This is a genomic window from Rhodococcus cerastii, from assembly GCF_033042195.1.
Taxonomy (GTDB): domain Bacteria; phylum Actinomycetota; class Actinomycetes; order Mycobacteriales; family Mycobacteriaceae; genus Rhodococcoides.
The window spans coordinates 693,709-714,610 of the sequence record NZ_JAWLKF010000001.1 but is presented as its reverse complement, the minus strand read 5'-3'; the positions used below and the strand labels follow the sequence as shown (position 1 = coordinate 714,610).

General features: G+C 64.5%; 24 protein-coding genes. 4 read left to right on the top strand and 20 right to left on the bottom strand.

The features are described 5' to 3' along the window. A complete protein-coding gene (gene puuE / locus R3P93_RS03180; protein WP_269593730.1) occupies positions 1-900 on the bottom strand; it encodes an allantoinase PuuE in 900 nt (299 codons plus the stop codon). A gap of 217 nt (positions 901-1,117) precedes the next feature. Here puuE and R3P93_RS03175 point away from each other — a divergent pair, with 217 nt between their 5' ends. Beyond that, positions 1,118-1,387, top strand: coding sequence for a DUF2631 domain-containing protein (locus R3P93_RS03175; protein WP_149405992.1), 270 nt, complete (start codon positions 1,118-1,120; stop codon positions 1,385-1,387). 8 nt (positions 1,388-1,395) lie between these two features. Here R3P93_RS03175 and rlmN read toward each other — a convergent pair whose 3' ends face one another. Continuing rightward, positions 1,396-2,547: a 23S rRNA (adenine(2503)-C(2))-methyltransferase RlmN gene (gene rlmN / locus R3P93_RS03170; RefSeq protein WP_094642194.1), complete on the bottom strand. Its 1,152-nt coding sequence runs from the start codon at positions 2,545-2,547 to the stop codon at positions 1,396-1,398. 159 nt (positions 2,548-2,706) lie between these two features. Here rlmN and R3P93_RS03165 point away from each other — a divergent pair, with 159 nt between their 5' ends. Together R3P93_RS03165 and R3P93_RS03160 are read left to right on the top strand one after the other, a co-directional pair. Continuing rightward, the gene (locus R3P93_RS03165; RefSeq protein ID WP_094642422.1) at positions 2,707-3,126 is read left to right on the top strand and encodes a LapA family protein; all 420 of its coding nucleotides are present in this window, start codon (positions 2,707-2,709) and stop codon (positions 3,124-3,126) included. Positions 3,127-3,228: 102 nt separating this feature from the next. Beyond that, positions 3,229-4,071 (top strand): HpcH/HpaI aldolase/citrate lyase family protein, encoded by an 843-nt coding sequence (locus R3P93_RS03160; protein ID WP_394855248.1) that lies wholly within the window; start codon positions 3,229-3,231, stop codon positions 4,069-4,071. Positions 4,072-4,117: 46 nt separating this feature from the next. Here R3P93_RS03160 and R3P93_RS03155 read toward each other — a convergent pair whose 3' ends face one another. The 6 genes from R3P93_RS03155 to rpsB form a co-directional block, all read right to left on the bottom strand. Beyond that, a complete protein-coding gene (locus tag R3P93_RS03155; RefSeq protein WP_317532483.1) occupies positions 4,118-4,816 on the bottom strand; it encodes a class I SAM-dependent methyltransferase in 699 nt (232 codons plus the stop codon). Positions 4,817-4,854: 38 nt separating this feature from the next. Then, entirely contained in the window at positions 4,855-5,769 is a 915-nt protein-coding gene (locus R3P93_RS03150) for a phosphatidate cytidylyltransferase (protein WP_068050284.1), read from the bottom strand. Positions 5,770-5,805: 36 nt separating this feature from the next. Then, positions 5,806-6,363 (bottom strand): ribosome recycling factor, encoded by a 558-nt coding sequence (gene frr, locus R3P93_RS03145; protein WP_094642199.1) that lies wholly within the window; start codon positions 6,361-6,363, stop codon positions 5,806-5,808. Positions 6,364-6,418: 55 nt separating this feature from the next. Then, positions 6,419-7,147, bottom strand: coding sequence for a UMP kinase (gene pyrH / locus R3P93_RS03140; protein ID WP_032397808.1), 729 nt, complete (start codon positions 7,145-7,147; stop codon positions 6,419-6,421). 176 nt (positions 7,148-7,323) lie between these two features. Continuing rightward, on the bottom strand, positions 7,324-8,148 hold the full coding sequence (gene tsf, locus R3P93_RS03135; protein WP_068050288.1) for a translation elongation factor Ts: 825 nt from the start codon (positions 8,146-8,148) through the stop codon (positions 7,324-7,326). Between the two features lie 160 nt (positions 8,149-8,308). Then, entirely contained in the window at positions 8,309-9,196 is an 888-nt protein-coding gene (gene rpsB, locus R3P93_RS03130) for a 30S ribosomal protein S2 (RefSeq protein WP_068050290.1), read from the bottom strand. Positions 9,197-9,542: 346 nt separating this feature from the next. Here rpsB and R3P93_RS03125 point away from each other — a divergent pair, with 346 nt between their 5' ends. Continuing rightward, positions 9,543-10,040, top strand: coding sequence for a M23 family metallopeptidase (locus tag R3P93_RS03125; protein WP_068050292.1), 498 nt, complete (start codon positions 9,543-9,545; stop codon positions 10,038-10,040). Between the two features lie 13 nt (positions 10,041-10,053). Here R3P93_RS03125 and R3P93_RS03120 read toward each other — a convergent pair whose 3' ends face one another. From R3P93_RS03120 to R3P93_RS03065, 12 genes are all read right to left on the bottom strand, one after another. After that, complete coding sequence (locus tag R3P93_RS03120) at positions 10,054-11,232, bottom strand: MinD/ParA family ATP-binding protein (protein ID WP_317532383.1); 1,179 nt, start codon at positions 11,230-11,232, stop codon at positions 10,054-10,056. A 208-nt stretch (positions 11,233-11,440) separates the two neighbouring features. Then, positions 11,441-12,367: a tyrosine recombinase XerC gene (locus tag R3P93_RS03115; protein ID WP_094642201.1), complete on the bottom strand. Its 927-nt coding sequence runs from the start codon at positions 12,365-12,367 to the stop codon at positions 11,441-11,443. A gap of 69 nt (positions 12,368-12,436) precedes the next feature. Beyond that, on the bottom strand, positions 12,437-13,219 hold the full coding sequence (locus tag R3P93_RS03110) for a siderophore-interacting protein (protein ID WP_094669808.1): 783 nt from the start codon (positions 13,217-13,219) through the stop codon (positions 12,437-12,439). Positions 13,220-13,314: 95 nt separating this feature from the next. Beyond that, entirely contained in the window at positions 13,315-14,436 is a 1,122-nt protein-coding gene (dprA, locus tag R3P93_RS03105) for a DNA-processing protein DprA (RefSeq protein ID WP_068282569.1), read from the bottom strand. Continuing rightward, positions 14,433-15,938, bottom strand: coding sequence for a YifB family Mg chelatase-like AAA ATPase (locus R3P93_RS03100; RefSeq protein ID WP_317532382.1), 1,506 nt, complete (start codon positions 15,936-15,938; stop codon positions 14,433-14,435). Before R3P93_RS03100 ends, dprA begins: the two co-directional genes overlap by 4 nt. Continuing rightward, positions 15,938-16,294: a YraN family protein gene (locus R3P93_RS03095; RefSeq protein WP_094688919.1), complete on the bottom strand. Its 357-nt coding sequence runs from the start codon at positions 16,292-16,294 to the stop codon at positions 15,938-15,940. Before R3P93_RS03095 ends, R3P93_RS03100 begins: the two co-directional genes overlap by 1 nt. 360 nt (positions 16,295-16,654) lie before the next feature. Next, positions 16,655-16,999 (bottom strand): histone-like nucleoid-structuring protein Lsr2, encoded by a 345-nt coding sequence (locus R3P93_RS03090; RefSeq protein ID WP_068049609.1) that lies wholly within the window; start codon positions 16,997-16,999, stop codon positions 16,655-16,657. A 411-nt stretch (positions 17,000-17,410) separates the two neighbouring features. Beyond that, the gene (locus tag R3P93_RS03085; RefSeq protein ID WP_008717288.1) at positions 17,411-17,716 is read right to left on the bottom strand and encodes a DUF2469 domain-containing protein; all 306 of its coding nucleotides are present in this window, start codon (positions 17,714-17,716) and stop codon (positions 17,411-17,413) included. Between the two features lie 37 nt (positions 17,717-17,753). Then, positions 17,754-18,515 (bottom strand): ribonuclease HII, encoded by a 762-nt coding sequence (locus R3P93_RS03080; protein WP_317532381.1) that lies wholly within the window; start codon positions 18,513-18,515, stop codon positions 17,754-17,756. Beyond that, positions 18,512-19,288, bottom strand: a complete 777-nt coding sequence (gene lepB / locus R3P93_RS03075) for a signal peptidase I (RefSeq protein WP_068049600.1) — start codon at positions 19,286-19,288, stop codon at positions 18,512-18,514. The genes R3P93_RS03080 and lepB overlap by 4 nt, the downstream gene beginning before the upstream one ends. Positions 19,289-19,471: 183 nt before the next feature. Beyond that, a complete protein-coding gene (rplS, locus tag R3P93_RS03070) occupies positions 19,472-19,813 on the bottom strand; it encodes a 50S ribosomal protein L19 (RefSeq protein ID WP_027496692.1) in 342 nt (113 codons plus the stop codon). Between the two features lie 132 nt (positions 19,814-19,945). Continuing rightward, positions 19,946-20,800 (bottom strand): hypothetical protein, encoded by an 855-nt coding sequence (locus R3P93_RS03065; protein ID WP_094642429.1) that lies wholly within the window; start codon positions 20,798-20,800, stop codon positions 19,946-19,948. Positions 20,801-20,902 lie beyond the last annotated feature (102 nt).

Below are 20,902 nucleotides of genomic sequence, written 5' to 3'. Positions count from 1 at the left end.
TCAGGAGGAGGGTGGGTGCACTGCGCGCCAGTGCTCGGCGATGTCGATTCGCTTGGCCACCCACACCTTGTCGTGAGACTGAACGTGATCGAGAAAACGCTCGAGGGCGGCGATACGAGCCGGTCTGCCCACCAGCCTGCAGTGCAGTCCGACCGAGAGCATCTTGGGGCTGCCGTTCTCCCCCTCGGCGTACAGCACGTCGAACGCGTCCCGTAGATGCGCGTAGAACTCGTCCCCGGTCGAGAACCCTCCCGGCGACGCGAAACGCATGTCGTTGGTGTCGAGGGTGTACGGCACCACCAGGTGATCGACGACCTCGGAGCCACGAGAGACCTTCTCCCAGTAGGGAAGATCGTCGGCGTAGGAATCCGAGTCGTACACGAATCCGCCGTGCTCGACGACGAGCGACCGGGTGTTCGGAGAGTCACGCCCGGTGTACCACCCGAGCGGGGCCGAGCCGGTGAGGCCCTGAAGGATGGCCACGGCCTCGGCCATGTGCTCGCGCTCGACGTTCTCGTCGATCTGCTGATAGGACAGCCACCGCAGACCGTGGCAGGCGATCTCGTGGCCCAATTCCGCCAGTGCGGCAACCACTTCCGGGTTTCGTTCCATGGCCTTCGCGACAGCGAACACCGTCAGGGGTAGGTCGCGCTTCTCGAACGCCCGCAGCACCCGCCACACGCCTGCCCTGGAGCCGTACTCGTACAGCGACTCCATGCTCATGTGCCGATTCGGAAAGGCTTGTGCCCCGATCATTTCCGAGAGGAACGTCTCGGATTTGGTGTCACCGTCGAGGACGTTGTTCTCCGCACCCTCCTCGTAGTTGAGGACGAACTGGACGGCGATGTTGGCCTGGCCCGGCCACTGGGCGTGCGGCGGCGTGCGGCCATACCCCACCATGTCTCGGGGGTAGCTCAGAGGAAACTCGGTCAGTGGATGCGGAAGGCGCTCGGACGTCACCGCCGCAGTCTCTCACCGAAGTCGGCAGTCGCGCCGGGTGAGCACACAACCCTGATGGCTACGACGGGCGGTCGTATGCCAATATTGTCCGAACGCGGCAGGCTCGACGCCTCGTGAAGGACGACTTCGAGAATTCATCACCCGAGAGGACCGACCGGTGGCAAATACCGAACTGGAATCCGCTTCGTACGACCCGGTCGTCGATACCCGCAACGAGGTGCCGGACGTGCCGTCCGCCGAGTGGGGGTGGAGTGGTGAATCGAATCGCGCGATGCGGGTGGCCGCCATCGTCGTCGCCGTGTTCCTGCTGTTCATGATGATCGGCAACCACACCGGCAAGGTCGAGGATCTGTGGCTGGTCGGATTTGCCGCGATGTTGGTCGGGCTCGTGGTGCGAGACGTCATCGTCCGCCGCAAGCCCCGCTAGCAACCGAGTCAGTTCTCGGCTGCCAGCTGACCGCACGCGGCGGCGATCTCCTGACCGCGAGTGTCTCGGACGGTGCACGAGACGCCCTGCGCAATGACCCGTCGGACGAACTCTCGCTCCACCGGCTTCGGGCTGGCGTCCCATTCGCTACCCGGAGTCGGATTGAGTGGGATCAGGTTCACGTGAACTCGTGAGCCGAGTGCCTTGTGCAGCTTCTTGCCCAGCATGTCTGCTCGCCACGGCTGGTCGTTGACGTCTCGGATCATCGCGTACTCGATCGAGACACGACGACCGGTCTGGTCTGCGTAGTACCTTGCCGCCGACAACACCTCTGCCACCGACCAACGGTTGTTCACAGGAACCAGCGTGTCGCGGAGTTCGTCGTCGGGCGTGTGCAGCGACACCGCCAACGTCACCGACAGTCCCTCGTCGGCCAGCTTGCGGATTGCCGGTGCCAGACCGACCGTCGACACCGTCACCGAGCGCTGCGAGAGACCGAGTCCGTCGGGTGCGGGCGAGACGATCTTGCGCACCGCGGAGACGACCCTCTTGTAGTTCGCCAGGGGCTCGCCCATCCCCATGAAGACCACGTTCGACAGTCGACCTTCGCCCCCGTGGACCACGCCGTCGCGCAGGTCGGCTGCAGCCGAACGGACCTGGTCGACGATCTCGGCCGTCGACAGGTTCCTCGTCAGACCTGCTTGGCCGGTCGCGCAGAAGGGGCAGGCCATTCCGCAGCCGGCCTGACTGGAGATGCACAGAGTGGCCCGATCCGGGTACCGCATCAGAACGCTCTCGAGCAAGGTCCCGTCGTTGGCCTTCCACAGGGTCTTGCGAGTGTCACCGTCATCACATGCCAGGTGCTTGATCGGCGTCAGCAGCGTGGGAAAGAGATCGGCACCGACCTTTTCGCGGGCCTCGGCCGGCAGATCGGTCATCTTGGTGGTGTCGGCCTCGAGACGCCCGTAGTAGTGCCGGGCCAGCTGATCGGCGCGAAACGCAGGTAGACCGAGCGCCTTCACCGCATCCCGCAGACCCTCTTTGTCCAGGTCGGCGAGGTGGCGCGACGGCATACCGCGACGCGGCGCAGTGAAGACCAAGGGGAGATTGGGCCTCTTCTGCTCGGTCGACGTGTTCGTTGCCTCGACGGAGTCGCTCATACTCCACCCCACATCTTTCGGTGACACTGCATTCCACCATTGTCCACCCCATCGCCTCGCAGTCCTATTCGCGACTGTTTCCGTCCGTCATCCGATGGGTATCGAGGTCGTGGCCGGATGCACGTGCATTCGGCCTTCACGTGCGGAAGGATCATCGACATGGCCACCAGAGCTGACGACAATCACGAGACATCGCTGGACAAATCGGGCGCAGCGCACCCCGGCGAGCACAGCGCCTCGGGCGACCTCGCTCCGATCACGACTCCGGATTCGGACGGCCATTCCGCTCCCGATCCCGAGTTCGTTCCCGAGCGACAGGCTGCCGCTCCGACCGATATCGCCCACACTCGCACCGCCGCCCTGTGGACCGGCCTGGTGGTCGGAGCTGTGGTCCTGGTGATCCTGCTGGTGTTCATCGTGCAGAATCTCGACTCCGTCACGGTCCAGATCTTCGCGTGGCAGCTCGATCTGCCCCTCGGCATCAGCATGTTGCTGGCCGCGATCGCCGGCGCGCTGGTGATGGCAATGGTGGGCGGCGCTCGAATCCTTCAGGTGCGACGTTCGGCCAAGAAGAAGTAGCGCCACTCGTGAACACTATGTACAGAAGCTGGCGCTGACTTACTGAATCGATCAGGCTTGGGGTGCCCCACTTCACTCGAGGAGCATGACGTGACAATTTTCATGGAGACACCTGTGGCATCCGGCGTTGCCCCGGACCGAGCCCGGTCCTGGCTGCTGGTGCCGGCCACCAAGCCCGAGACCTTCGGCGACGCCGTAGCGTCGGAAGTCGATGCCGTCATCCTCGACATCGAGGACGCAGTCGCTCCGGCCAAGAAGCCGGCCGCGCGCGAGGCCGTCGTGCAGTGGCTCGGCGAAGGAAACTCTGCGTGGGTGCGCATCAACGATGCAACGACCCCGTATTGGGCCGATGACCTCGCCGCGTTGTCCGGTCTGCCCGGACTGGTCGGCGTCATGCTCGCGAAGACCGAAAGTGGCGGTCAGGTCGAGGCCACAGCTGCTCGCCTGGCACCAGGCACTCCGATCCTGGCACTGGTCGAGTCCGCGATGGGCCTCGAAGCCGCGACGGAGATCGCCCGTGCGGAGTCGACCTTCCGTCTCGCTTTCGGCAGTGGCGACTTCCGCCGCGACACGGGTATGAGCGACGACCCGCTGGCTATGGCGTACCCCCGTTCGCGCCTCGTCGTCTCCTCACGCGCAGCGCGCATTCCGGGACCGATCGACGGACCGACGCTGACGGCCAACGACAGCATCCTCGGACGCGACGCAGCTCTGACCCTGTCGATGGGCATGACGGGCAAGTTGTGCATGCACTCGGAGCAGGCTGCCATCGTCAACCGCGAGCTCGCCCCGTCACCGACGGATGTGTCGTGGGCCCGTGACGTCATCGATGCCCTCGGTGCCGACGGAGCACACGTCAAGGACGGAAGCGACCTGCCTCGCCTGGCGAAGGCGCTCAAGATCAACGAGCTGGCCGAGATCTTCGGGATTTCCGCCGCCTCCTGAAATCACCTGGGGTCGAGGTGCGTTCGGCGAAAAGCCCATCGGCTCGCTAATGCAGCTCGATTCCGGTCGGTTTGTACCGGACGTGGACTCGATACCGCACGTCGAACGAGACACCGTCCACCGACTTCACGGCCTCACGTGCGACGCGTGGGCCGAACTCGATTCCCAGCACATCGCGCAGCATGCGTCGATTCGGAAACGACCATCTCGTGTCGACGCGGGTGAGTGCGAAACCCTGCGCCTCGAAGAACGCCTCGACTGTCGCCGGGTCGTAATGCGGTAGATCGGCCCGCATCCAATCTCCGTACGGCGACGCGGTCGCGTCCAGATCCACGACGACCAACGCCCCTCCCTGCCCGAGCACGCGCATGGCGTCGACGATTCCCGGCCCGCAGCCCGGTCCGAAAAAGTACGCGGTGCGCGCATGGACGACGTCAACGGTGCCGTCGTCGATCGGGAGGGAATCCGCCTGCGCGGTCTTCACCTCGACATTCGGTAGGTTCGCGACTCGCAGTCTCGCCGCAGCAGCGAGTGGTTCGTGCGGCTCGACGCCTATCACCCGGTCCGCGTCGGCCGCGAACACCGGAAGATGAAAGCCGCTTCCGCAACCGACGTCGACGACCGTCTTGGCCGTCCAGTCAGCCACCGAACGGATCGCGTCGAACAGAGCACCGTCGACGTCCTGAGCACGGTTCTCCGCCTCGTACAGGTGAGGCCAGTTCCAGATGTTCGGGCTGGGAATCACCCCGGTGACTTCGCTGCGCACGCCCGAGAACAGTCTGCTCAGAGGAGAACGGTGAAGACGAGCCATGCCACGAACGCCGAGGGCAGCAGCGAATCGAGCCTGTCCATGATGCCGCCGTGGCCGGGCAGCAGGGTGCCCATGTCCTTGATGCGGAGGTCACGCTTGACCTGCGACTCGATCAGATCACCCAACGTGCCGGTCACCACCAGAACCACGCCGAGAAGGATGCCGATCATCGAGTTGGCCTCGAGGATGAGCGTCACCGTCAGCAGACATCCGATGATGCAGAAGATGAGCGAACCGGCGAGCCCTTCCCAGGACTTCTTCGGGCTGATGGCGGGTGCCATCGGATGCTTTCCGAACAACACACCCGCGATGTATCCGCCGATGTCCGAGCACACGACGCCGATGACGAACACCAGGATGCGGCCTGCGCCGTTGTCCTGCAGCACCATCAAAACGGTGAACGAGGCCAGCAGCGGCAACCAACATGCCACGAGGACGGTGACGGAGAGTTCTTCGAGGTAGTTCTTCGGAGCGGTGCCGAATCCCTGCCGCAGCAGCAGCCACACCATGCACACCAGGACGGTGCCCACCGCCGCGCTGAGCACACCGACTGCCCCGAACGGCCAGCCGAGCCAGATCATCGCCTGACCGCCGAGGATCAGGGGGATGCGGGGCACGAGGACCCCACCCTCGCGCAGGCGCTTGGAAACCTCGTAGGTAGCGACGGCCAACGCGACGGCCACCACGCCGATCCACACCAGCGGCACGAAGACCAGGACGAGAATCAGGCCGATTCCCAACGACCCGCCGACTCCGATCGCGGCAGGAAGATTACGACCTGCCTTGCCCGTCGACTTCGCTGCGGCGACCCCGGACGAGGCAGCGGGCGTACCGCTGCCCTCCTGCCGATCCGGTCCCACCACTGTCGTCATCTCCTCGAAATTCATCGTCGTCCGTCGCGAAAAGCAGCTGTCGAGGTCGGGTCAGACCTCCATCAGCTCGCCCTCTTTACGCTTGACGAGTTCGTCCACGGAAGCGGTGTACTTGGCAGTGGTCTTGTCCAGATCGTTCTCGGCGCGGACGACCTCGTCCTCGCCTGCTTCGCCGTCCTTCTGAATGCGCTTGAGCTCTTCCATCGTCTTCCGGCGAACGTTGCGAATCGATACCTTCGCGTCCTCGCCCTTGCCCTTGGCCTGCTTGACGAATTCGCGGCGACGTTCCTCGGTGAGCTGCGGAACTCCGATTCGAATGAGGTTGCCGTCGTTGGTGGGATTGACCCCGAGATCGGAGTTGCGAATGGCGGTTTCGATCGGTCCCAGCTGATTGGACTCGTACGGCTTGATGACCACGAGGCGCGCTTCGGGGACGCTGATACTTGCCAGCTGGGTGATCGGTGTCGGAGCACCGTAGTACTCGATGACGATGCGGGAGAACATCCCGGGGTTGGCACGTCCGGTGCGAATCGAGGACAGATCGTCACGTGCAACCGATACGGCCTTTTCCATCTTCTCTTCGGCATCGAAGAGAGCTTCGTCAATCACGATCTGTCCTCCATCGTCTTCGTCTTCGATTTGCTCACGTCACTGTCGGCAACGATCACGACGTGACCAGCGTGCCGATCTTCTCACCGGAAACGGCGCGAGCGATATTTCCCTGAATCAGCAAATTGAACACCAGCATCGGCATCTGATTGTCCATGCACAGACTGAAGGCCGTCGCATCGGCAACCTTGAGTCCCTGTTCGATGGCCTCGCGGTGCGTGATGGTGTCGAACATGGTCGCATCGGGGTCCAGTCGCGGATCGGCCGAATACACGCCGTCGACCGCCTTGGCCATCAACAACACCTCGGCACCGATTTCCAGCGCGCGCTGCGCAGCCGTGGTGTCGGTGGAGAAATACGGCATACCCATGCCGGCTCCGAAGATCACCACGCGCCCCTTCTCCAGATGACGTCGTGCGCGGAGCGGGAGGTACGGCTCTGCGACCTGACCCATCGTGATCGCGGTCTGCACCCTGGTGGCAACGCCTTGCTTCTCCAGGAAGTCCTGCAGCGCAAGACAATTCATGACGGTTCCGAGCATGCCCATGTAGTCCGAACGGGACCTGTCCATGCCGCGCTGCTGCAGTTCGGCACCACGGAAGAAATTGCCACCGCCGATCACCACTGCGACCTGGACCCCGGTGGCCACCACCTCGGCGATCTGTTCGGCAACGTTGTTCACGACATCCGGATCGAGACCGACCTGGCCGCCTCCGAACATCTCCCCACCCAGTTTGAGCATCACGCGTCGGAACCCGGGACGGTCAGGGGCCGGATCGGTCATAGCTCTCCTCGGTACTCGTCGAACACTACGGTTTCCTCTTGGATCATCCTGCCCTATCGAGGCCCGGGTGGTGGACAGGGCTCCGGCCTGCACACCCACCTGCCCCGCGCACGAGCGATGCCGCCCACTCGATGGAATCGAATGAACGGCATCGCTCGACCGAACCGGTGCGCAGACTAGCTGGCACCGACCTCGAAGCGCGAGAAGCGGGTGATGGTGACGCCGGCCTCGTCGAGAATGGCCTTGACGGTCTTGTTGCCGTCCTGCACCGACTTCTGTTCGGTGAGAACGACGTCCTTGAAGAATCCGTTGACGCGACCTTCGACGATCTTCGGCAGTGCCTGTTCCGGCTTGCCTTCTTCGCGAGCGGTTTCCTCGGCGATGCGACGCTCGGCGGCCACCAGGTCCTCGGGGACCTCGTCGCGCGTGACGTACTTGGCCTTGAGGGCGGCGATCTGCATCGCAGCTGCGCGCGCGGCATCGCCTGCGGCGTCGCCGTCACCGGTGTACTCGACGAGCACGCCCACGGCAGGCGGCAGGTCCGCGCTGCGCTTGTGCAGGTACGTCGCGGTGTTGCCGTCGTAGGACACGACGCGACGCAGCTCGAGCTTCTCGCCGATCTTGGCCGACAGCTCGTTCAGAGCCGTTTCGACAGTCTTGCCGTCGAGGTCGAGCGCCTTGAGGGCATCGACGTCGGCAGGCTTGCCTGCTGCAGCCGTCGCTGCAACGGATGCGGCGAACGTCTGGAACTCGTCGTTCTTGGCCACGAAGTCGGTTTCGGAGTTGATCTCGACGAGCACTCCACCCTCGGCGACGACGAGGCCTTCGGCGGTGTTGCGCTCGGCGCGCTTGCCGACGTCCTTGGCACCCTTGATACGCAGGTACTCGACGGCCTTGTCGTAGTCGCCGTCGTTCTCGGCGAGCGCGTTCTTGCAGTCCATCATTCCGGAGCCGGTGAGCTCACGGAGCCGCTTGACGTCGGCGGCAGTGTAGTTCGCCATCGTGGGCGAGCCTCCTCAAATGTCTGGGTACGGGCGTTGACGAAAAATGCTGTTCTCAGGGCGTGATCGACGGACTCGTTGCGGAGCCGTGCCGACCTCGACCCTGACATACCGAAGCGGCCCCGGCCCACCCCTGAGGGTGAACCGGGACCGAATTCGATCAAGCCTGAGCGGCCGGTGCTTCTTCTGCTGCCGGTGCTTCTGCTGCCGGGGCATCGGCTGCGGGAGCGTCCGCTGCCGGGGCGTCCGCTGCGGGAGCCTCTGCTGCCGGTGAAGCCTGAGCGAGCTGCTCGAGCTCCCACTCGGCGAGGGGCTCGCCTGCGCCGACCTCGGGCTTGGCGTCGGATGCAGTGTTCTGACCTGCTCGCGCCTGCACGCCCTCGGCGACTGCGGATGCGACGACCTTGGTCAGCAGCGCAGCGGAACGGATCGCGTCGTCGTTACCCGGGATCGGGTAATCGACCACGTCGGGATCGCAGTTGGTGTCGAGGATCGCGATGACCGGGATGTTCAGCTTGCGAGCCTCGGCAACCGCGAGGTGCTCCTTGTTGGTGTCGACGATCCAGATGGCCGACGGAACCTTGGACATGTCCCGGATGCCACCGAGGGTGCGGTCGAGCTTGGTCATCTCACGCGTGAGCATGAGGATTTCCTTCTTGGTGCGTCCCTCGAAGCCACCGGTCTGCTCCATGGCCTCGAGCTCCTTGAGGCGGAGCAGACGCTTGTGCACCGTCTGGAAGTTGGTGAGCATGCCACCGAGCCAGCGCTGGTTCACGTAGGGCATGCCCACGCGGGTTGCCTCAGCGGCGATGGACTCCTGCGCCTGCTTCTTGGTGCCGACGAACAGAACCGTGCCGTTGTGGGCGACGGTCTCCTTGACGAACTCGTAGGCCTTGTCGATGAAGGTCAGAGTCTGCTGCAAGTCGATGATGTAGATGCCGTTGCGGTCGGTGAAGATGAATCGCTTCATCTTCGGGTTCCAGCGACGGGTCTGGTGTCCGAAGTGTGTGCCGCTGTCGAGCAGCTGCTTCATTGTTACTACAGCCATGGCTGAAGAACTCTCTTTCGATGGTGCGGTTGACGCAGAGTGTCGGTGACCTCTGCCCTGGCGCCCGCTGAAGTTGCCGGACCCGACATCACGAAGATCTCGGGACCGCCGACAACCGGTTCTCGTATCGGTGATTCTGCGCGAGGCAGACGATGCGATGACGCGGACGCGCGAAGTCGACCCGTGCACGCACAGGCCGCAAGTGACGAGTGTAGACCTGCCACGTCCCCCGTCATAACCAGGCCCGACTGTCAAGGGATTCCGATGCCTGTGGACAAAGAAACTTCTTGTCCACAAATCGCGTCCGGGTTCGTTCGATTGCTCATATCCACGACATGGTCGACGGGTGAACATCTCTCTCGCGCTCCGCGCACTCGCGGTGTGCCTCGTCACCGCGGTAACGATCTCGACGCCGGTCGCCTCGGCGCAGCCAGGCGCATTCGCCTGGCCGCTGCAGCCGAAACCGCAGGTCGTCACCCCGTTCGACCGTCCCGAGCAGAACTGGCTGCCCGGCCACCGTGGTGTCGACCTCGCCGCCCGCGAGGGCCAGTCGGTTCTCGCCGTCGCCGACGGAATCGTGGTGTACGCCGGGTCGGTCGCGGGAAAGCCCGTCGTATCGGTCGATCATCCGGGCGGACTGAGATCGACGTACGAACCGGTGTCGGCGTCGGTTGCCGCCGGCACGCGGGTTCGGCGAGGGACCGTGCTGGGTTCGGTGACATCGGGGCACGAGGGCTGCTCGTCGACGTGCCTTCACTGGGGCATCAGACGTGGCCGGGACTACCTCGATCCCACGGCGACGGTGCGCGCAAGCCCGATCAGGTTGAAACCCCTCGACGAATGACGGCAGATGACCGTCAGCGCTGGGGGCCGGAATGCCTGCCGGACGCCGCAGGAAAATCGTCGGCCACCATCGCGGCGAGCTCGACGAACGCGCTTCGAGTCTGGGGACGCAACAGGTCGAGGTCGACCACGGCACCCTCGGCCAGGTGTTCGTCGAACGGAATCACCAGCACAGCACGGCAGCGCTCGAGAAAGTGCTGTTGCAGCAGGTTCATGTCCACCGCCGACGAACCCGGGCGAACCGAACTGATCACCACGACGGTCCGCTCCACCAGATGTCCGTAGCCGTGCAATTCCAACCAGTCCAGCGTCGCCGCAGCACTGCGCGCGCCGTCGACTGCAGGCGAGCTGACCAGAACCAGTGCGTTCGCCAGTTGCAGCACCCCGTTCATCGCCGAGTGCATGATCCCGGTACCGCAGTCGGTCAGGATCAGGTTGTAGTACACCTGCAACATGTCGATGACGGCGCGGTAGTCCTCCTCGCCGAACATCTCCGACGCTGCGGGATCGCGCTCGCCTGCCAACACTTCGAGTCGACTCGGTGCTTGCGAGGTGTGCTCGCGGATGTCGGAGTAACGACGAATGTGTGGTGCCGCGGCGAGCAGATCACGCACGGTCGACGACGTCTGCCGCGGAACTCGCTCACCCAGGGTGCCGAAGTCGGGGTTCGCGTCCACGGCGATGACGCAATCTCCGCGCAGCGACGCGAAAGTCGAACCGAGACCCAGCGTGGTCGTCGTCTTGCCGACGCCACCCTTGAGCGACAGAAACGCGATCCGGTAGTCGCCGAGCACCGGCTGCCGAATACGTTCGACCTGGTTTCGGTACCGCTCTTCCGCCGTCGATTCGCCGGGGTTGATGACTCCGCCGGTGAGTCGGTGCACTCCTCGCCGCCAACCGGAGTTCGACGCTCGCTTGGGACGCTTGAGCAACGAATCCGCGCCCAGATCCTGACTGTTGGGTCGGTAGGCGTTGGGTGCCCCCGACCACGGTTGCGGCGACCACCGATCCGGCTGCGTTCGCGAATCCTCGGTGTGTGGCGGTACCGGCAGGTACCGGTCCGGCTGCGCTGCCGGCGGCCCTGGCTCGAGCGGCACCGGCGGGCTGTACCTCGGCGGCAACGGCTGTCGGTCGCCCGAGTCGGGCGTCTGCCAGGGTGGAGGTTGCCGAGGCGTCGAACGAGGAGTGGACATCGAGCCCGACGATACGGGCCCGCTGCCGTTGTCGCGTGCGTTGTCCGATCGCCCAGGGGGATTCCGATGGTCGGCGGCCGAGCCGTCGCGGACATGCATGGACCACGTCTCCGAAGTACCTTGCGGTCGGTCGCGGTCCACGGTCCCCCGTATTCGGTGTCGTAAGTCGTCCACGACGCTACCAAACGTTGCGCCGCCGACGCTCGGCTCATGCCCGGGGATGAGCCTGATCGTGCACGGCACGCAGCCGTTCCACCGACACGTGTGTGTAGATCTGGGTGGTCGCCAAAGAGGCGTGGCCGAGCAGCTCCTGCACCACTCTCAGATCGGCCCCACCTTCGAGCAGATGTGTCGCTGCGGTGTGGCGCAGGCCGTGCGGACCGAGGCTGGGACCACCGGGGACGGTGTCGAGTACCTCGTGCACCGCCGTTCTGGCCTGCCGTTGATCGAGCCGTCCACCTCGCCGTCCCAGCAGCAATGCCGCACCGGATCGATCGGAGGCCAGTTCGGGCCTGCCGCTGACCAGCCAGTTCTCGACCGCATGCGCTGCCGGCGCACCGTACGGTGCCGAGCGTTCCTTGTTGCCCTTGCCGAGCACACGGATCAAGCGACGCTCGGTGTCCACGTCGTCGACGTCGAGTCCGCACAGCTCCCCCACGCGCACCCCGGTCGCGTACAGCAACTCGACGATGAGCCGGTCCCGCAGCGCGATGGGGTCGAGCTCGGCGGCACCCGATTCGGCCGCGGCCAGCGCGTGCTCCGCCTGGCTGTGGCGAAGAACACCGGGCAGCGTGCGGTGGCCGGCCGGTCCGGCCAACCGTTCCGCCGGTGCCACCGCCACCGCTCCCACCCGTTCGAGCCACTTCCCGAACGTCCTCGCCGACGAGGTGCGTCTCGCCATCGAGGTCCTGGCGGATCCGGCGGCCGAGTGCGTGGCCAACCACGAGCGCACCGCGCGGAGGTCGAGGTCGGCGATGGTCGCATCCGGCGAGCACTCCGCGAAGTGCGCGAGCAACGAACGAGCGTCCGAGACGTAGGCCCGAATGGTGTGCTCGGATCGCTCTCGACCGAGTCGAAGATGCTCGGCGAACTCCTCGACGTGAATGCCGAGGTGAGGCGGCAGCGAATCGGTCATCGGGTCAGCTTGGGCTCTGGCAGGCCGCGCGACAACCGGACACGCCGTTCGGGGTGGGTCGTCGCGGGATCAGGCGTCGACACCGGATTCGGCCTGCGCGAGTTCGCGCTTCCACACTCGGAACGTCTCCTCGGTTCGGCCGCGACGCCAGTAGCCCGAGATCGAGGCCCACTCGGCACCGACACCCCGCTCCTTACGGATGTAGGGCCGAATGTTGTGCATGACGGCCTGGGCTTCGCCGTGCACGAAGACCTGAGCCTGCCCCGGCAGCCATTCCGTTTCCTTCACCGCTGCGATCAGCGGTGCGTTGTCTCCGGCTCGGTCGTCTCCGACCTCGTTCGAGGACGCACCCCGGTGAATCCAGGTCACGTCGACGACAGCGAGCGTCTCCATGTAGATCTCGTCGTGCCTGTCGGCAACTTCGATGAAGACCTTGGCGACGGCATCCTCCGGGAGTGCTTCGACAGCAGCCGAAATCGCCGGAATCGCCGATTCGTCGCCGGCGAAGAGGTGCCAGTCCGCGTCGGGGCGCGGGGCGTACCCACCCGACGGGCCGAAGAACGACATCTCGTCCCCCGGCTTCGCCCGGGTGGCCCACGGCCCGGCGACTCCCTCGTCTCCGTGCACCACGAAGTCGATGGCGATCTCCCGAGCGCGAGTATCCACCGAGCGAACGGTGTACGTGCGCATGATCGGTTCGTCATCGGTCCCGAAGAACAACTTGACGTAGGCGTCGGTCTCGTCGATCGCATCGAAGTCGTCGAAACCGGCCCCACCCAGGTAGACCCGGTGCATGTGCGGGGTGAGCGCTTCGGTGCGCAGGACGGACAGGGTGGTTTTCTTGCGTGGCACTTCTGACCCCTCTTCGAGTGAACGACGCCGACAGCCGATGCGTCGACTAAGCATTACCTAACACCCTACCGTTAGGCTCTCGAATCGTGGTGCGCTCACCCACGCACGACGCGGAACCATCCGGTCTCGTCGCTGGCGACGAAACCGTCCATCTCCAGTACCGGCAGGGATGCGCGCACCTTGTTCAGCGGAACACCGGAGTGCTCGGACAGCTCTCTACTCGATACCGAACCGGTTGCCGGCAACGCGTCGTAGATCAGCAGGGCGGTGTCCGACAGCGCATCGGTCTCCCGAAAGAGGTCGGGTCGAGGCTCCTCCGGGGACCCGAGTGCACCCGCCTCGGCGACCACATCGTGCGAGCTCGACACCAGCACGGCCTCGCCGTCCCGGATCATGCGGTGGCAGCCCGTGGACGTCGGCGAGGTGACCGGCCCAGGGACCGCGAGCACGGGCCTACCCAATTTCGCCGCCCACGCCGCTGTGTTGCGAGCACCGCTGCGCCACCCGGCCTCGACGACCACCACAGCCGATCCGAGTGCCGCGACGAGCCTGTTGCGAGCGAGGAAACGATGCTTCGCCGGTGTCGTACCCGGCGCGTATTCACTGAGAACCAGGCCACTGGCAGCGATCTGCCGCAGTAACCGCGAATGGCCCGCTGGATACGCACGATCGACGCCACAGGCGAGTACCGCCATCGTCGTACCCTCGACTCCGAGAGCCGCCCGGTGCGCCGCGGCGTCGATACCGAAAGCGGCTCCCGAAATGACGGTCCACCCGTCGAGCGCCAGATCGGCGGATATCTCCGCCGTCACATGATCACCGTAGGGACTCGAGGCGCGTGTCCCGACGATGGACACCGAACGCTCGGTGATCGTTGCGACCGGCCGAGTTCCCAGTGCCCACAACGCAATCGGTGGGCAGGTATCCACCCCTGCGGTCATACCCGGTCCGTCGAATCCGAGAAATCGCCACGCCGGCCACTCGTCGTCGTCCGGCGTGATCAACCGACCACCGAGCGCAGCGATGTGATCGAGATCTGCTGCCGCGGTGTCGATGTGGGCGCGGACCGCGAGCCGCTCCCCCAACCTGCCCGCCCGCACGGCTTCTGCCGTCGCTTCGGGACCGTGCGCTGCAGCATGATCGACCACCGGCCGATGCGGACCCTGCGCCACGCGAGAGAGATACGCCCAGGCGAGTCGACGCGCGTCGTGCGTCATGCCACTCCCCTGTCACGGAAATCCAACGCGGCTCCGACCTCGTCGGCACCGGGGACCGAACCACCGGCGAGATCGTTCAGCGTCCACGCCACCCGAATGGCTCGGTCTGCGCCGCGCGCGGTCAGCGATCCGTTGCGCAACGCACGCTCGACCGGAGCGAGCGTCGAGCGTGCCAATCGAAATCGTTGGCGCAGAGCGGGTCCGGGAACCTCCGCATTGGTCCTCCAGCCGAACTCTCGCCACCGCTGCGCGGCGGCGTCCCTGGCCCCCGTCACGCGTGCGCGAATTTCGCTCGTACCCTCCCCCACCTCGTCGACCAGTGCACCTGTCGCGACACCCATCATCTGAATTCGCAGATCGACGCGATCCAGCAATGGCCCGGACAGCTTGCCGAGATATTTGCGTCGCGCTGTGGGCGGGCAGACGCAGTCGACCTGCCGCGCAGGCGCACACGGACACGGATTGGCTGCGAGAACCAACTGAAACCTGGCCGGATACCTGGCCACACCGTCACGACGGGCAATGCGAATCTCTCCGTCCTCCAACGGAGTACGCAACGCCTCGAGTACCCGGACGCTCATCTCGGCGCACTCGTCCAGAAACAGGACTCCGCGATGTGCGCGGCTGACTGCCCCCGGTTTGGCCATTCCGGTTCCGCCCCCGACCAAGGCACTCACCGAGGTCGAATGATGCGGCGCGATGAACGGCGGTGACGTGATGAGCGGCCGCGCCGTGGTCAACAGGCCCGCCACCGAGTGGATGGCTGTCACTTCGAGCGCTTCGGATTCGGTCAGCGGCGGCAGAATCCCCGGAAGACGTTGCGCCAACATCGTTTTTCCGATGCCCGGTGGCCCGGTCAACATGATGTGATGTGCGCCTGCGGCGGCGACCTCCAGAGCCCATCGCGCATCGGCCTGTCCGGCAACATCACTGAGGTCCGGATAGATCTCCTCGTGCCATTCGGTCTGGACGGGTGATTCGAGGGCCTGCTCACCACGAAGCCAGGCCACCACGTCCCCGAGCGAACCCGCACCCAGCACCTCGATTCCGTCCACCAGACCCGCCTCGGGCAGACATTGCAGCGGAACGACCACTCGCTGCCAGCCCGCACTCTTGACCGCGAGCACCCCGGGCAGGACCCCACGGACTGCGCGCAGCCTCCCATCGAGTGCCAGCTCACCCAGAAACACGGTCTCGGACAGGCATCCACGCGGAATCGCCTTCGCGGCATCGAGAACCGACAACGCGAGTGCGAGGTCGTACACCGATCCGCCCTTGGGCAACGTCGCGGGCGACAGAGCGAGAATCACCCGACTGTCCGGCCAGGTACCGCCCGAGTTCTTCACAGCGGCTTTGACCCGGTCACGCGATTCGTTCAGCGCAGTATCGGGAAGACCGACAAGATGTGTGCCAGGTAGGCCCTGCCCGATATCGGCTTCGATTTCCACCAGCACACCGTCGACCCCGTTGACCGCCACCGAATGCGCTCTCCCGAGTGGCATCAGAACGCGGCCCGAACGTGCGTGATGACCGGTTCCTCGTGGCGACCGACCACGATCGCGATCACGTCGAATCTGATCTGCACCCACGGTCCCTGCTGCAGCGAAAGCCACCGCAGCGCCAGCCCTCTGATTCGAGTCTGTTTCGTGTACGTCACCGCTTCGGCGGGTGTTCCGTATCCGATTCCCGATCGAGTCTTCACTTCGACGAACACCACCGTCTCGCCCTCGCGCGCAATGATGTCGAGTTCTCCGGAACGATGCCGCCAGTTCCGCTCGATCACCTCGAGACCGATGTCCTCGAGATGGCGCACCGCGAGTTCCTCACCGCGCGCACCGAGTTCCTGGTTGGTTGCCATGTCCGCCATTCCTCCACTCTCCGACCGTGCATTGCGGCCGATTCGGTCGTCTCGACGGTGGCACGACCCGAAAGAGGAGAAGCGAGGAAAGCGCAGGTGGGAAATTGCCCTGTGGACAACTGCTCGACTGTGGACGAACGGTCCGATTGTCGGCGGCGATCAGTCCACCGTGTCGGACCGCCGTGCTATGGCTCGTAGCGTGTCCGAGCCGCCGGGCGAAAGCGGACTCGATACGCAAAAAGCTCCGTCCTGATTCAAAGAATCGGACGGAGCTGATGCGGCTTGTCGATACCGACATCGAAAGTGCCGATACGCAAAACGTGCTGCCGAGACACCGAGCCTCGGTTCGCGAAAGGACGGTCAGTGAGCAGCCTCGTAGGCCGCTTGCACATCCTGACTGATACGGCCGCGGGCACTGACCTCGTGACCGTTCTCGCGGGCCCATGCTCGAATGTCCTGCAGATCCACCTTGCCGCGAGCCGGTGCCGACGCAGCGCCGCCCTTACGGGTGCGGCGTCCGGAAATCTTCTCGGCGTGCTCGATCCAGAATGCCAACTGTTCGTGCAATTCGTTGGCATGTTTGAGGTTCAAATCGATGCGGTACTGGTTTCCACCGATGCCGAATTCGATGGATTCACCTTGACCGTCTTTGATGACCGATCCGTCCACATCGTCGATCATCTGCACAAGCGTCTTGCGTGCCATCTCGTACCTCTTACACGTCTGGGGGATGTGATATTCAAGTTCTACCACCCATTCTCGTATCCACGCAAAGAACTGCAGGCGTTTCGTGACGTGTCGAATCGACGAATATCGGTGCAGAAATTGTCCAGCATTTCGAGCGACTAATCGACCAATTCGAATAGCTTTGTTGCGCAATCGATTTCACACGGGAAACCCGATCGCAACCGCCGTGCACCATTGGACGGGGAACAACTTTCCGTGACACCGAACACGGAAACAGGACATGCGGACCGATTTGGCCGGGCGTCCAATTTTTCGGGTGGCAAAACGATCGGTACAGCACGACCGCATCGCATCGGGTGGTCCGCAGCAGGCTGATCCGACATCCGACGCTCAGGGCGACTCCGTCAGGCCCCAGCCTCGGACGAGGAGCTATTCCGGCAGACGAAGATCTGGTTTGTCCAACTCTTCGATGTTGACGTCCTTGAAGGTGATCACCCGGACATGCTTGACGAAACGGGCGGGGCGATACATGTCCCACACCCACGAGTCGGACATGCGCAATTCGAAGTAGATTTCACCGTCGGCGTTGTGCGGAATGAGTTCTACGGAGTTCGCCAGATAGAACCGCCGCTCGGTTTCGACGACGTAGTTGAACTGACCCACGATGTCCCGATACTCGCGATACAGCGAGAGCTCCATCTCGGTTTCGTACTTTTCGAGATCTTCGGCACTCATCGGTCTCTTTCATCCTCCAGTCGGGCGTGAACAGCAATCATCGCGTACCGGCGTCGCGGCAGTCCATTCGCCCCAGGGCGTCGACGGCGTCAGGAGAAAGCCCCGCGGCGGCCGCTGCGACATTCGCGTAGGACATTCGATGCTCGCGGCTGGGCCCGAGAGCGGTCATGGCGGCCGAGTGAGCACGGGTGCTGTACCCCTTGTGCACGGCGAATCCGTAGCCGGGAATCGTTTCGTCCAACTGCACCATCAATCGGTCCCGGGAGACCTTCGCGAGCACGCTCGCCGCGGCGATGCACGCTGCGGTGGCGTCACCGGCGATCACCGGTAGCGACGGAACCGGAAGGCCGGGCACCCGAAAGCCGTCGGTGAGTACGTAGCCCGGGTTCATGCCGAGCCCGGCAACAGCGCGTCGCATTCCTTCGATGTTCGCCACGTGGACCCCGATGCGGTCGACCTCGGCCGCATCGATCGACACCACACTCCATGCCAGTGCCAGCCTCTGGATCTTGGGAAAGAGCTCTTCGCGTCGTCGCTCGGTCAACTTCTTCGAGTCGTCCAGATCCGCCAGGGCGGCATGTGCGCGCGGCCCGAGAACACACGCTGCGACCGTCAACGGACCGGCGCAGGCTCCTCTTCCCGCTTCGTCGACTCCTGCGACCGGACCGAGTCCGCCCCGCTCCAACGCAGACTCCATCGTCCGCAATCCGGCCGCTCGTCGGATGATCGGACGCGGCGGCCACGACGACCGAGTCAGAGTTGCGCGCGCACGCGTCGCACGTCGCGGGGTTGCCGTCATCGACCCTGAATGTCGGGAGAATCCAGGATGCCGGTTCGTGACGGCGGCAGCGCGATGAACACGGCCTTCCCGATCACGTTGTCGAGGGGAACGGTTCCGGTGAATTCGTCGGTGACGTGATACCGGGAATCTCGCGAGTTGCTCCGGTTGTCACCCATGACCCAGACGTTGCCCTCCGGCACGGTGACGGGGTCGAAGCATCGTCCGGACTTCAGTTCGGTGTCGCACGTCATCGTTCCCGGGGTGAACGGGAAATCCATCTGAATGTACGGCTCGTCCAACGGCTGTCCGTCGACGAGCACTCTTCCCTGGTCGTCACAACATTCGACGGTCTGACCGCCGGTGGCGATGACGCGCTTGACCAGATCGTTCTCGTCGGGCGCGACGACTCCGATCAACGAGCCGACTTCCTGGGCGCCACGAATCACCGAGTTGTCGGACCGCTGTGACACGAATTCGTCGTTCCACGAATCCGGGCCACGGAAGACGACGATGTCGCCGGGCTTCGGGTCGCCGAACCGGTATCCGATCTTCTCCACCACGATGCGGTCACCGGTGCAGCCGGTGCAGCCGTGCAAGGTCGGCTCCATCGATTCGGACGGGATCAGATACACCCGTGCGACGAATGTCTGGAGCAGAAAACTCAGTACCAGCGCTACCAGAATCAGAATGGGGAGCTCACGCCAGAACGATCGGGGCTTGCGTTCCCGACGCTTCTTCCGTGAAGACTCGTCGTCGGGCTCGTCGGTTGGATCCTGTGGGGACTGCGTCACGTGATCAGGTTAGCCGGAACCGTCGCCCGCACGGCCGGACGGTCTGCGCATGGGCGGTTCGCGGCTCTCGATCCCCCGTCGGCAGGGTTGAATGCGGGCCTATCGCGGGCAGAACGCACCATGCCGCGTCGCCCTGACGGGCAACGCGGCATGGTGTGAACTGATGCGCCCGGGCGGAACCGGTCAGCGCTTTTCCTTGATCTTGGCGGCCTTGCCACGCAGATCGCGGAGGTAGTAGAGCTTGGCGCGACGGACGTCACCGCGGGTGAGGACCTCGAACTGAGCGATGTTGGGGCTGTGCACCGGGAAGGTGCGCTCGACACCGACGCCGAACGAGACCTTGCGGACCGTGAACGTTTCGCGAACGCCACCGCCCTGACGTCGGATGACGACGCCCTTGAAGATCTGAATGCGCTCCTTCGAGCCTTCGATGACCTTGACGTGCACGTTCAGCGTGTCGCCGGGGCGGAAATCGGGGATGTCGCTACGCAGCGACTGATTGTCGAGAAAGTCCAGAGTGTTCATCGGTTGTGCCATCCTTGCGTTCTGCGCATGAGTAGAGGAACCGAGCGGCTCGCTGACACAGCGGCTCGACTGGTTCGTACTCCGAGTGAGGTCCGTGCCTGCTAGAGGCAACCCGACCATTGTGCCAGACCATCAGGCGTTCGACGAAATCGGCGCTTCTCGGCTCGCCGCCGTCCCGCTCGGCATCGGCGCAGGCAGTACCGTCCGCGCCAATTCTTGCTCCGTGGCCTCACGTGCATGCACGATGCTCGGCTTGCCTGCGATCGCGTCCTGAAGATAGATCTTGGCCCGAATGATCGGCCGTCGCCACCGCTTCTCCCGGCGCAGTGCGCGTTCCATCTTCTTCGGCCTGGTGGTGTACCGCCACCTCGCCCACGGGGCACTCGGCCTGCTCAACCGCACTGCGGCCAGAACGAGGATCGGCAGGACGAACAGCCCGAGCAGTCCGGTCCAGATCTTTCCTTTGAGCAGTACGACGACACCCAGCGCGAGATTGGCCAGGGCCAACACCGCAAGGGTGCCGCGCACCCACGGGTCGGGATCGGCCCGGAAGCCGGCCGGGCTGAGCAGCTCCAGAGGGTGCAAGCCGAGCAGCAGCAGGCCGGTGAATCCCACTGCCGCGAACACGGCGTCCACCGACGTGCGCCCCTGTTCGGACCAGTAGACATCGCGGAGATAGAAGATCAACGCGAACTCGTCGAGGACGAGAGCTGCCCCGATACCGAAGATCGCGGCCAGCATCGCCCCGACCGACTCGGAACCGTCGACGTACACCGCGATCAAGCCGATCCCCGCCAGCAGCATCAACACGATCCCGAAGACGACATGGTGGATGTGCTGACCGCCGGGCGTGATGTTTCCCGGCCACCACTTCACATCTGCGCGAATCATCCTGACGCTGAGTCGGATCAGCAGGAACCCCAGCAACAGCCCCAGTAGGAAGCACAGCAGCGGCAGGCGGCCGTGATCGATGACCCCGTGTTGCAACCACCTCACGTGTGGCTCACGTCCTTCCTGCCGAACGGCCGAACGACCGGTGAATCACCGTTCACACTATTCGTGTTCGGGACCGCCCAGGGCAGCATCGAC